At 68.5% G+C, this 11,743-nt stretch carries 12 protein-coding genes; 10 read left to right on the top strand and 2 right to left on the bottom strand.

Annotated features, from left to right (window positions below; translation table 11 throughout):
- Positions 1–80: 80 nt before the first annotated feature.
- Positions 81–1,535, bottom strand: coding sequence for a M20 family metallopeptidase (locus tag Q0263_RS05440; RefSeq protein ID WP_298014112.1), 1,455 nt, complete (start codon positions 1,533–1,535; stop codon positions 81–83).
- A 93-nt stretch (positions 1,536–1,628) separates the two neighbouring features.
- On the opposite strand from Q0263_RS05440, the gene Q0263_RS05435 reads away from it, so the two are divergent.
- The 3 genes from Q0263_RS05435 to aat are packed head-to-tail and all read left to right on the top strand — an operon-like array spanning position 1,629 to position 3,825.
- Positions 1,629–2,351 (top strand): DUF2946 family protein, encoded by a 723-nt coding sequence (locus Q0263_RS05435; protein WP_298014109.1) that lies wholly within the window; start codon positions 1,629–1,631, stop codon positions 2,349–2,351.
- Between the two features lie 48 nt (positions 2,352–2,399).
- Positions 2,400–2,987, top strand: coding sequence for an NUDIX hydrolase (locus tag Q0263_RS05430; RefSeq protein ID WP_298014107.1), 588 nt, complete (start codon positions 2,400–2,402; stop codon positions 2,985–2,987).
- 22 nt (positions 2,988–3,009) lie between these two features.
- The gene (gene aat, locus Q0263_RS05425; protein WP_298014104.1) at positions 3,010–3,825 is read left to right on the top strand and encodes a leucyl/phenylalanyl-tRNA--protein transferase; all 816 of its coding nucleotides are present in this window, start codon (positions 3,010–3,012) and stop codon (positions 3,823–3,825) included.
- A 66-nt stretch (positions 3,826–3,891) separates the two neighbouring features.
- Here the strand turns inward: aat and Q0263_RS05420 are convergent, their stop codons facing one another.
- Positions 3,892–4,845: a 2-hydroxyacid dehydrogenase gene (locus Q0263_RS05420; RefSeq protein ID WP_298014102.1), complete on the bottom strand. Its 954-nt coding sequence runs from the start codon at positions 4,843–4,845 to the stop codon at positions 3,892–3,894.
- A 137-nt stretch (positions 4,846–4,982) separates the two neighbouring features.
- Here Q0263_RS05420 and Q0263_RS05415 point away from each other — a divergent pair, with 137 nt between their 5' ends.
- The 7 genes from Q0263_RS05415 to Q0263_RS05385 all read left to right on the top strand — a co-directional run bounded on the left by Q0263_RS05415 (position 4,983) and on the right by Q0263_RS05385 (position 11,733).
- Positions 4,983–5,714, top strand: a complete 732-nt coding sequence (locus Q0263_RS05415; protein ID WP_298014101.1) for an arginyltransferase — start codon at positions 4,983–4,985, stop codon at positions 5,712–5,714.
- A 23-nt stretch (positions 5,715–5,737) separates the two neighbouring features.
- Positions 5,738–6,778: a quinone-dependent dihydroorotate dehydrogenase gene (locus tag Q0263_RS05410; protein ID WP_298014100.1), complete on the top strand. Its 1,041-nt coding sequence runs from the start codon at positions 5,738–5,740 to the stop codon at positions 6,776–6,778.
- A complete protein-coding gene (locus Q0263_RS05405; RefSeq protein ID WP_298014099.1) occupies positions 6,775–7,566 on the top strand; it encodes an IclR family transcriptional regulator in 792 nt (263 codons plus the stop codon). The genes Q0263_RS05410 and Q0263_RS05405 overlap by 4 nt, the downstream gene beginning before the upstream one ends.
- A gap of 322 nt (positions 7,567–7,888) precedes the next feature.
- A complete protein-coding gene (locus Q0263_RS05400; protein WP_298014097.1) occupies positions 7,889–8,908 on the top strand; it encodes a TRAP transporter substrate-binding protein in 1,020 nt (339 codons plus the stop codon).
- A 98-nt stretch (positions 8,909–9,006) separates the two neighbouring features.
- Positions 9,007–9,483, top strand: a complete 477-nt coding sequence (locus Q0263_RS05395; protein ID WP_298014096.1) for a TRAP transporter small permease — start codon at positions 9,007–9,009, stop codon at positions 9,481–9,483.
- Positions 9,484–9,485: 2 nt separating this feature from the next.
- Positions 9,486–10,769, top strand: a complete 1,284-nt coding sequence (locus Q0263_RS05390) for a TRAP transporter large permease (RefSeq protein ID WP_298014094.1) — start codon at positions 9,486–9,488, stop codon at positions 10,767–10,769.
- A gap of 49 nt (positions 10,770–10,818) precedes the next feature.
- Positions 10,819–11,733: an acetaldehyde dehydrogenase (acetylating) gene (locus tag Q0263_RS05385; RefSeq protein WP_298014091.1), complete on the top strand. Its 915-nt coding sequence runs from the start codon at positions 10,819–10,821 to the stop codon at positions 11,731–11,733.
- Positions 11,734–11,743 lie beyond the last annotated feature (10 nt).

Here is an 11,743-nt window from a genome sequence, read left to right as displayed (position 1 = left end):
ACCATTCTAGCGGGCAGCCCCAGGGCAGGATCAGTCAAACTGCTGCCTTATCCCCCAGCAATACACGGCTTTCGCCGCCATCAGGCCGGCAACGCCGCCATGGCCTGGGCGACGGCGGCCGTCAGGCGCCTGGCATAGGGCACGTGCAGGAATTCATTGGGGCCATGGGCATTGGATTTCGGCCCCAGCACCCCGCAGACCATGAACTGCGACGTCGGGAAGCCCTGCAGCAGCAGGTTCATGAGCGGAATCGTGCCGCCCTGCCCGATATAACCGCAAGGCGCCCCGTAATACTGCTGCGACGCCGCTTCCAGCGCATCCAGCAGCCAGGGGGCGGACGCGGGCGCGTTCCAGCCGCTGGCCGCCCCGGGATCGGGATGGAACAGCACCCGCGCCTGATAGGGGGCGTCCTGTTCCAGCAGGTCTTTCAGCGTGCCGGCCGCCGCGACCGCGTCCACCAGGGGCGGCAGGCGCAGGGACAGCTTGAACGCCGTGCGCGGCCGCAGCACGTTGCCGGCGCTGGCCAGGGGCGGCAGGCCCTCGGCCCCGGTGACGGACAGGGCGGGCCGCCAGGTGCGGTTCAGCAGCGCCTGCTGGGGATCCCGGGTCATGGGCAGGACAAAGCCCTGGTCGGCGCCGCAGGCCCAGGGGAAGCGCTTCCAGACCTCGTCTCCGAGGATGCGGGCCGCTTCCTGCGCCTGGTCCCGGCGTTCCACGGGGATGTCGCAATGGAAGCTGTCCGGCAGCACCCTGCCGGTGCCGCTGTCCTCCAGGCGGTCCAGCAGATGGCGCAGCACCCGGAAACTGGATGGCACCACGCCGCTGGCATCGCCTGAATGCACGCCTTCGTCCAGCACCTGGACTTCCAGCACCCCGGAAACCAGCCCGCGCAGCGAAGTCGTCATCCAGAGCTGGTCGTAATTGCCGGCCCCCGAATCCAGGCAGACCACCAGCGCCACGCGCCCCAGGCGGTCGCGCAGCGCATCGACGTAAGGCAGCAGATCGTAGCTGCCGGATTCCTCGCAGGTTTCGATCAGCCCCACGCAGCGCGGGCGGGGCACGCCCTGGCGATCCAGGGCCTCGATGGCCGTCAGGGAGGCATAGACGGCATAGCCGTCGTCGGCGCCGCCGCGTCCGTAGAGCTTGCCGTCCTGCATGACCGGCTGCCAGGGGCCCAGGCCCGCGCGCCAGCCGGAAAATTCGGGCTGCTTGTCCAGGTGACCGTACATCAGCACGGCATCGCCCTGGTCCCGGCGCGTGGCCGGCGCCTCGAAGAACAGGACGGGGGTGCGGCCCGGCAGCCGCAGGATCTCGACCTTCAGGCCCGTGACCGGCCGGGATTCCAGCCACTGGGCCGCATCGCGTACGACCTGCTCGATATGGCCATGCTGCGCCCAGTCCGGGTCGAAGGCCGGGCTTTTGGCGGGGATGGCGATGTAGCGCTTCAAGGCGGGGACGATTTCCCGGTCCCACTGCGCATCGACGAAATCCTGCAGGGCGACGGGATCCAGCCCCTGGCTGACGGGAGCATCCATGACGGCTTCCTGATGATCTTGGCAAACCTTCATTCTACGCCGCCGATCCGCGAGAACACGCGCGCGCCGGGGCGCTGCAAAGCGGCGGTTTTCATGTCATCCTTGATGGACATCACCATCGGAGGACGAGCGCATATGGACGAGCAGGTACTGGCCGCCATGGCCCGCTGGCCCAACGTGCCGGCAGCCTACGGCTGGCTGTCCCTGTCCCGGCGGGGGCAGTGGCTGCTGCACCCGCACGGCCGGGGCTGGGGCGCGCCGGACGAGGAGCCGGGCGAAGCCATCGCCAACCCGCAGATCACGGCCTTCATGAACCGCAATTATCAGTCCGACGGGCAGGGCCGCTGGTTCTTCCAGAACGGTCCGCAGCGCGTCTACGTGCGCCTGGACGGCGCCCCCTGGATCCTGCATACGCCGCCGGACACCCGGGGACCGCTGCAGCTGCGCACCCATGCGGGCCAGCCCTACGGTCCCGTCACCCGCTGGTGGCTGGACGACGAAGGCTGCCTGTACGCCCAATCGGACCAGGGCGCGGGACTGGTCGCGGACCGGGATCTCGCCCAGGTGATCGATGCCCTGCGCACGGCGGACGGGCAGCCGGTCGGCGCCTGGCTGGAAGCCGGCCCGGGCGCGGACGACATCACGCAGGTCCGCCCGGCCGACCCGGGCGCGCGGGACCCGGCCGGCGCGGGTCCGGACGCTGGCGCATCCCCGCCGGCGCACGCGCCGTTCGGGCGCCTGCGGACGGCGGACGCGGAGGCGGTCCTGGGTTTCGTCCGACGGCCGGCCGCCGCGCCGGCCGATACCGCGGGCTGACGCATTTTCGGCATCCCGCGCCCCTGACCGTCACGCTAAAATCAGCGCATGAACCCGTCCGACCCCGCCTTTTACCATCCCGCGCCCCGCACCCAGCAATACTGCTCGCAATGCGGCCACGCGCTGACCCGCGACATCCCGCCGGACGACAACCGCATCCGCGATCTCTGCACCCATTGCGGTGCGGTGCACTATCAAAACCCGCGCAACGTGGTCGGAGTGGTGCCGATCCTGGGCGACCAGGTCCTGCTGTGCCGCCGCGCCATCGAACCGAGGCATGGCAAATGGACGCTGCCGGCCGGCTTCATGGAACTGGGCGAAACCACCGAACAAGGCGCCGCCCGCGAAAACCAGGAAGAATCCGGCGCGCGGATCCGCATCGAATCCCTGTACACGGTGATCGACGTGCCCTCGGTCAATCAGGTCCACCTGTTCTATCTGGCCCAGGCCCTGGACGCCCATCTGGCCCCCGGCCCGGAAACGCTGGAAGCCGCCTTCTTCGATCTGGACCGCATCCCCTGGCACGACCTGGCGTTCCGCACGGTCAGCACGACGCTGGAACACTACCTGAAGGACCGCGAACAGGGCCGGTTTCCCACCCGGCACTACGCCATCGACCTGCGGTTCCCGGACTGAGCCGTCCCCGCCAGCCGAAGCCATGCCGATCGCCTGGGTCGAACCGGATGCGCCCCTGCCCGACATCAGCCGGACGTCTCCGGACGGTCTGGTGGCCGCCGGCCTGGACCTGTCGCCCGCACGGCTGCAGGAAGCCTACCGCAAAAGCCTGTTTCCCTGGTACAGCCCCGGCGACCCCGTGCTCTGGTGGAGCCCGGATCCTCGCATGGTGCTGCGCTGCCAGGACCTGCGCATCAGCCATTCCCTGGCCAAGCGCATCCGCCAGTTCGGCCGCGCGCAGGACGCGGGACAGCGGGCCGATGACCCGGACGGCGCACTGCGCGTCACCCTGAATCTGGCCTTTCCCGACGTCATGGCGCACTGCGCCCGGCGGGGCGCGCCCCGCATCGGCCTGGGCCGGGCGCGAGCGGGCGGACAATGGGCGGCGCCCGAGCACCCGACGGGCCGGGACGCCACCTGGATCACGCCGGACATCATCCAGGTCTATACCGCCTGGCATCGGATGGGGCGCGTCCACAGCGTCGAAACCTGGGTGGACGGCCGGCTGGCGGGCGGACTGTACGGCGTCAGCCTGGGACGGTGCTTCTTCGGCGAATCGATGTTCAGCCTGGCCGCCGACGCCAGCAAGGTGGCCCTGGCCTATCTGGTGCGCTATCTGCTGTCCCAGGGAGTCCCCTGGATCGACTGCCAGCAGGAAACCCCGCACCTGGCCAGTTTGGGCGCGCGGCCGATCGCTCGCGCGGAATTCCTGGGCCTGCTGGCCGACGGGCGGGACGCCCCGCCCCCGGCCTGGGGACGGGGCCGCCTGCTGGCCGACGGCCGCCTGATTCCCGCCTGATTCCCGCCTGGGCGCCCGCTCCCTGCATGACCTCCGGCGGCGGGCGCCTTCGCGCCCGCGCAGACATCAGACAACCGGCGTCAGCAGGCGCTGCTCGTCCTGCCAGGCATTCAGGTTGTCGATCACCAACTGCGACATCCTGCCGGCGGTTTCCCGGGTGCCGCTGGCCGCATGCGGCATCAGCGCCACATGGTCGATCGCGGCGAGTTCGGCGGGCACGCCCGGCTCATGTTCGAACACGTCCAGGCCCGCTCCGCCCACGGCTCCCGAGCGCAGCATGGGAATCAGCGCGGATTCGTCCACCACCGAACCCCGGGCGATGTTGACCAGCAGGCCCTGCGGCCCCAGGGCCTGCAGGACTGGAGCGTCCACCAGATGCCGGGTCGCCTCGCCGCCCGGGCAGGCGACCACCAGGAAGTCCGCCCACCGCGCCAGTTCGATCAGGGACGGCTCGTAGCCGTAGTCCGGCAGGTCCGCGCGCGGCCGGCGGTTGTGGTAGCGCGTCGTCATGCCGAACCCCTGCCCGCGCCGGGCGATGGCCTCGCCGATCCGGCCCATCCCCAGGATGCCCAGGCGCTTGCCCCAGACCTGGGTGCCGAGCGGGAACTTCCCCTGCTTCACCCAGCGCCCCGAGCGCGCGTACCGGTCGCCCGCCGGAATCTGGCGGGCGCCGGCCAGCAGCAGGCCCCAGGCCATGTCCGCCACGCACTCGCTCAACACGTCGGGCGTGTTGCTGACGACGATCCCCCGCGCCCGGGCGGATTCCAGCGGCAGGGCGTCGCAACCCACGCCCCAGCTGCAGATGGCCCGCAGGTCGGGCAAGGCCCGCAGCGCCTCGTCGCTCAGGCCCACGCGGGCGGACGTGACCAGCAGGCGGACGCCGGGCGCCAGGGCCTTGAGCCGCGCCTCGGGCGCATCTTCCTGGAACAGGGGCAGCACCCGCCAGCGGGCCGCCAGCTGCGCGTTGTATTCCGCCCCCAGGGACACCAGTTGCGCCAGTTCCGCGCCCGTCTCCGTCATACCGTCCTCCGACATCCGATTTTTCTCAGACCTATGTTGTACGACAACTAGGCAGGACAATTCAAGCAGGCCGCGCCGGCTGGCCTTCGCCGATGGCTGGTGTCACAATGAACCGACAGAAGTCCCCGGCCTTCGCCATGAGCAAACCCAGTGAATCGATTTTCCGCCGCCTGCAGTTCTATACCACGGCAGCCTACCCCTGCAGCTATCTGCCGGGGCGCATGGCCCGATCCGAAGTCGCCGCCCCCGCCCACCTGGTGGACGACGCCGCCTATTCGCGCCTGATCGAACAGGGCTTCCGCCGCAGCGGGCTGTTCACCTACCGGCCCGCCTGCGACGGCTGCCAGGCCTGCATCCCCCTGCGCGTCGACGCGCGGCGCTTCCAGCGCGACCGCACCCAGCGCAAGCTCTGGAACCGCATGCAGGAAACGCTGACGGCGCAGCTGGCGCCGCTGCACTGGGATGCCCGGCACTTCGACCTGTACCTGCGCTACCAGCAGCAGCGCCACCCGGGCGCCGGCATGGATCAGGACGACCAGGCGCAGTACACGCAGTTCCTGCTGACCAGCCGCGTGCACACCGAAATGGCGGAATTCCGCGACACGCAGGGCGTCCTGCGCATGGTGTCCATCATGGACCGCGTCGATCACGGCATCTCGGCCGTCTATACCTTCTATGATCCGGACTGGCGCGGCAGCCTGGGCACCTACGGGATCCTGTGGCAGCTGGACTATTGCCGGCGCCTGGGCCTGCCCTGGCTGTATCTGGGCTACTGGATCGACGAAAGCCGTAAAATGGCCTACAAATCGCGGTTCCATCCGCATCAGATTCTACGGGGCGGCGTCTGGATCGAAGCCGCCGCGCACTGATCCCCTCACTGTCCGAAACGCCCATGTCCCTCCTGTTCAACGCCTATCCCCTGGCCCGTGCCGCGCTGTTTTCCATGGACCCCGAACAGGCGCACGAACAGACGCTGCGGTTGCTGCAGCGCAGCCACGACTGCGCCGCGACGCGGCTGCTGACGGCTTCCGCGCAGCCCATCCTGCCGCGCACCGTCATGGGACTGCCGCTGCGCAACCCGGTCGGCCTGGCCGCGGGACTGGACAAGAACGGCGCCCATATCGACGCGCTGGCGGCCCTGGGATTCGGCTTCATCGAAGTCGGCACCGTCACCCCCCGCGCCCAGCCGGGCAATCCGAAACCGCGCATGTTCCGCCTGCCCCGCGCCCGCTGCCTGATCAACCGCATGGGGTTCAACAACGACGGCCTGGACACCTTCATCGCCAACGTGCAGCGCAGCCAATGGCGCCGCCAGGGCGGCATCCTGGGGCTGAACATCGGCAAGAACGCCGCCACCCCCATCGAACACGCCGTGGACGACTACCTGCGCTGCCTGGACGGCGTCTACCCGCATGCCGATTACGTCACGGTGAACATTTCCTCGCCCAACACGAAAAACCTGCGCAGCCTGCAAAGCCACGACGCGCTGGACGCCCTGCTGGCCGCCCTGCAGGCGCGCCGCCTGGCCCTGGCCGACCAGTACGGGCGCCGCACTCCGCTGGCGGTGAAAATCGCCCCGGATCTGCAGCCCGAGGAAATCGACGCCATCGCCGACCTGGTCCCGCGCCACGGCATCGACGGCATCATCGCCACCAACACCACCCTGTCGCGCGACGCCGTGCGCGGCCTGCCCCACGAAGACGAAGCCGGCGGCCTGTCCGGCCCCCCCGTGCATGCCCTGTCGCTGGCCGTGATCCGTCGCCTGCGCGAACGCCTGGGCGCGGACACGGCCATCATCGGCGTGGGCGGCATCGAATCAGGCCGGCAGGCCCTGGAAAAGATCCAGGCGGGCGCCAACGCCGTCCAGCTCTACACCGGCCTGATCTACCGGGGCCCCGCGCTGGTCCGGGAATGCGTCCAGGCGCTGGAATGAAGCGCGCGGACGGCGCCGCGCCCGCCCGGGACCCGCAATCCGCCAAGGCCGTCACGGCCAGCCAGACGCTGGTCCGGGGCCTGGACGTCATCGACGCCGTCGCGCAGGGCGGCGCGGCCGACATCGGCGTGATCTCCGAGCGCACGGGCATGACTTACAGCACGGCGCATCGCATCGTCTCGGTGCTGCTGCAGCGCCAGTACCTGAAGCGGGTGCCCGGAAAGGGCCTGCTCCTGGGCCGCAAGCTGCTGTCCCTGGGTTTCCAGGCGCACAGCCAGGTCGAACTGACGGCCATCGCGCGTCCCATCCTGGAACGGCTGGCCACGCAGACCAGCGACACCGTGCACCTAGCCTGCGAAGAACTGGGCGCCGTCTTCTACCTGGACAAGATCGCCAGCCGGCGGCCCGTGGAAATCAGTTCCCGCATCGGCGGCGTCAAGCCGCTGATGTCCACCGGCGTGGGCAAGGCCCTGCTGCTGGACGGCAGCGTGGATTCCTGGGGCGCCCTGTACGACCGGGACGCGGCCGCATTGCAGGTGTCCATGACGCGTGACCAGTGGCTGGACCTCATGCAGGGCTACGCGCGCGGCGGCTACGCTTACGACCTGGGCGAAGACGCGCCCTCCATCCGCTGCGTGGCGGCCCCCGTCCGGGACGGCCGCCGCGCCATCGTGGCCGCCATCAGCGTCACCAGCACCAGCGCCTACATGCCGCCCAAGCGCATGCGCGACCTGGTCCCCGTCGTGCTGGACGCCGCCCGGCGGATCAGCGCGGAACTGGGCGGCTGACGCCCGGCCGGGCTCGACCCGATCCTGCCCGACCTGCCCGACCCGCACGGCCCCCAGCCGAGCGCCCCGCCGCCCCAGCCCCCTTCGCATCCGGCCCCCTTCGCATCCGGCCCCACCGCCGCCCGGCGCAGTACCGAGCGCCGTCCTTCCCTCGATCCGATCGCCCCTCCGTATTCAATTATTCTCAATATATGAGACTAAATCTCATCTGTTGAAAAATTATCGATGCCCATCTAGAATCTCCCAACGGCTCCGACGAACGGGCCGGACCGCACACCATGGCTGCACCATCCGCAGACCAGGGCGCGACAACGGAGAAGACATGAAGACAATCCCCACCCGCATCGGACGCCTGGCGCGCGGCACGTTTCTGGCGCCCGGCCTGGTTGCGCTGGCGCTCGGCCTGGGCGCCCCCGCCGCGACCACAGCCCAGACCGTGCTGAAAGCCGCTCACTCGTCATCCACCACCAGCACCGGGCACCAGGCGCTGGAACACATGGCCCGGCAACTGAAGGAAAAGACCGACGGCCGCCTGACCATCCAGATCTTCCCGAACTCGCAACTGGGCAGCGAACGGGAACAGATCGAAAGCGTCCAGCTGGGCAACCTGGACATGACCTTCATCTCCTCGGCGGTGCTGGGCGCGTTCAATCCCCAGTTCTTCGCCCTGGACATCCCCTTCATGTTCAAGGACCGCGCCGGCGTCTACCGGGTCCTGGACGGCGACATCGGCACGCGGCTGCTGGCCAGCCTGGACAAGGTCGGCATCAAGGGCCTGGCGTACTGGGAAAACGGCTTTCGCCAGCTGACCAACAACGTGCGCCCGATCCGCAGCCCCAAGGATCTGGAAGGCATGAAGATGCGCACCATGGAAAACGAGGTCCACATCGCCGCCTGGAAGGCGGAAGGCGCCAACCCGGCGCCGCTGGCCTTCGGCGAACTGTTCACCGCCCTGCAGCAGGGCACGTTCGATGCCCAGGAAGGCCCCATCAACCTGTTCTACGACATGAAGTTCTACGAGGTGCAGAAGTACATCACCCGCACCAACCACGTCTATTCGCCGTGGCCGCTCCTGATCAATCCGGACGTCTACAACAGCTTCTCGCCGGAAGACCGCGCCATCTTCGACCAGGCCGTCAAGGACGCCACCAGCTTCCAGCGCGACCTGGCCCGGAAGGCCGACGACAAGGCCGCCGCCGCCATGCCGCAGGTGCAGATCATCGACCTGACGCCGGAAGAGCACGCGGCCTTCGCCAGCCGCATGGGCCCCATCCAGGACTCGGTGAAAAAGAAGGTCGGCGCGGAAGTCGTGGAAGCGATCGTCGCTGAAGTCAACCGCTAAACCCATCCCGGAACGCGGGCGCCCGCGTTCCGCCTGATGCCCCGGCCCGGCCGACGCCGGCGCCGGGGCATGCGGGACCCACGCCCTGGAACACTACGATGATCAAGCTGATCGACGATCACTTCGAGGAAGCCCTGCTCGTCTTCCTGCTGTCGGCCATGTCCCTCCTGATCGGCGCCCAGGTCTTCATGCGCTACGTCATGCTGAATTCCCTGACCTGGTCCGAAGAGCTGGCCCGCTACTGCTTCATCTGGGCCACCTACATCGGCGTCAGCTACGGCGTGAAGCGCAAGGCCCACATCTGCGTCACCGCGCTCAGCGAACGCCTGTCGGGCAACAGCCAGCGCTATCTGCACATCTTCGCCTACGCGGTCTTCGGCCTGTTCGCCTTCATGGTCATGAAAGAAGGCTGGGCGCTGGCCATGAAGATCTTCCGCTTCGGACAGAAATCCTCGTCCCTGGGCATCTACATGGGCTGGATCTACCTGGCGCCCACGCTGAGCTTCGGCCTGGTGGTGCTGCGCCTGCTGCAGGCCGTCAGCGGCGAAATCCGCGCCATCCGCCAAGGAGCCTGAGCATGGTATCCCTGCTCCTCTTCGGCACCTTCGTCGCCTTCCTGGCGGCCGCGGTCCCGGTCGCGATCTCCCTGGGGCTGGCCTCGGCCTTCGCCCTGCTCTACAGCGGCAAGGTCAGCAGCAGCTTCATCGCGCAGGGTCTGGTGACCTCGATCGACTCCTTCCCCCTGATGGCCGTGCCCTTCTTCATCCTGGCCGGCGAACTGATGGGCCAGGGCGGGCTGTCGCGCCGCCTGCTGAACGTCGGCGCGGTCTTCTTCGGCCGCTACACCGGCGGACTGGCCATCATCGCGGTCGTGACCTGCATGTTCTTCGCCGCCATTTCGGGCTCGGGCCCCGCCACCGTGGCCGCCATCGGCGGCATCATGCTGCCGGCCATGAACAAGGCGGGATACGCCCGGGGCTGGTCGGTCGGCCTGATCGCCTCGGCCGGCAGCATCGGCATCATCATCCCCCCCAGCATCCCCATGATCATCTACGCGGTCTCGGCCAACGTCTCGATCACGCAGATGTTCATCGCCGGCATCATCCCGGGCCTGCTGATCGGCATCGGCCTGATCGCCGTGGCCTGGCTCAGCGCCCGCAGGCGCGGCTACAGGGGGGACGAGCGCCGCTACACATTCCGGGAAATTTCCGCCACGATCTGGGACGCCAAATGGGCGCTGCTCGTGCCCCTGATCATCCTGGGCGGCATCTACGGGGGCGTGTTCACGCCCACCGAGGCGGCCGCCGTCGGCGTCCTCTACGGTTTCATCGTCGGCGTCTTCGTGCACCGGGAACTGCAATGGAAGGACCTGTACCGCGTCATCGCGGAATCGGCGCTGACGTCGGCCACGGTCATTCTCATCGTCGGCACCGCCACGATCTTCGGCCGGGTCCTGACCATCGAACGCATTCCGGTGATGATCGCCGAAGCCATGGTCAGCCTGACCAGCAGCCACATCCTGATCCTGCTGCTGATCAACGTCCTGCTGCTGTTCGTCGGCATGTTCATGGAAACCCTGGCGGCCATCATCATCCTGACCCCCATCCTGCTGCCCGTCGTGCTGGCGGTCGGCGTCGATCCCGTGCATTTCGGCATCGTGGTCATCGCCAACCTGGCCATCGGCATGGTGACGCCGCCGGTCGGAGTCAACCTTTTCGTCGGCGCCCGCATCGGCGGCACCAGTCTGGAGAAAGCGTCCTCCGGGGCGCTGATCTTCATCGCCTCGATGCTGACCGTCCTGATGCTGATCACCTACGTGCCAGCCCTGTCGCTGGCGCCCCTGAGTCTCATGGGCAAGTGAGCGCGCCCCCCATGACCCTATTTCGCGCTCGGATACTGAGGAACTCGCCATGACAAAGAAACTACGGGCCGCCATCATCGGCCCCGGCAACATCGGCACGGATCTGCTGGCCAAGCTGATGCGCAGCGACTGGATCGAGCCGGCCTGGATGGTCGGCATCGATCCGCAGTCCGACGGCCTGAAACGCGCCCGCGAACTGGGCCTGAAGACCACCGACCAGGGCGTGGACGGCCTGCTGCCCCACGTGCGGGAAGACGACATCCGCTTCGCCTTCGACGCCACCAGCGCCTACGTGCACCGGGCCAATTCGGACAAGCTGACCGCCCTGGGCGTGCGCATGATCGACCTGACGCCGGCGGCCATCGGCCCCTACTGCGTGCCCCCCGTCAACCTGGCGGTCCTGGCAGAACAGGACCAGGCCAACGTCAATATGGTGACCTGCGGCGGCCAGGCCACGATTCCCATGGTCCACGCCGTCTCGCGCGTGCAGCCCGTGGCCTACGGGGAAATCGTCGCCACCGTGTCGTCCCGCTCGGCCGGCCCCGGCACGCGCAAGAACATCGACGAATTCACCCGCACCACCGCCGGCGCGGTCGAGAAGATCGGCGGCGCCAAGCAGGGCAAGGCGATCATCATCCTGAACCCCGCCGAGCCCCCTATGATCATGCGCGACACCGTGCATTGCCTGACGGAAACGGACCCCGACGAAGCCGCCATCACTGACTCCATTCACCGGATGCTGGAACAGGTGCGCAAATACGTGCCGGGCTACCGCATCGTCAACGGCCCGGTCTTCGACGGCAAGCGGGTCTCGATCTACCTGGAGATCGAAGGCCTGGGCGACTACCTGCCGACCTATTCCGGCAACCTGGACATCATGACGGCCGCCGCCGCCCGGACCGCCGAACTGATGGCCGAACACATGCTGCGGCGCGCGGCCCCCACCGAATCGACCGCCAGCTAAGGACACGAAC

Origin of the sequence: uncultured Castellaniella sp. (assembly GCF_937988725.1) — a bacterium.
Lineage (GTDB): Bacteria > Pseudomonadota > Gammaproteobacteria > Burkholderiales > Burkholderiaceae_B > Castellaniella.
This window is presented reverse-complemented; position numbering and strand designations above follow the sequence as displayed.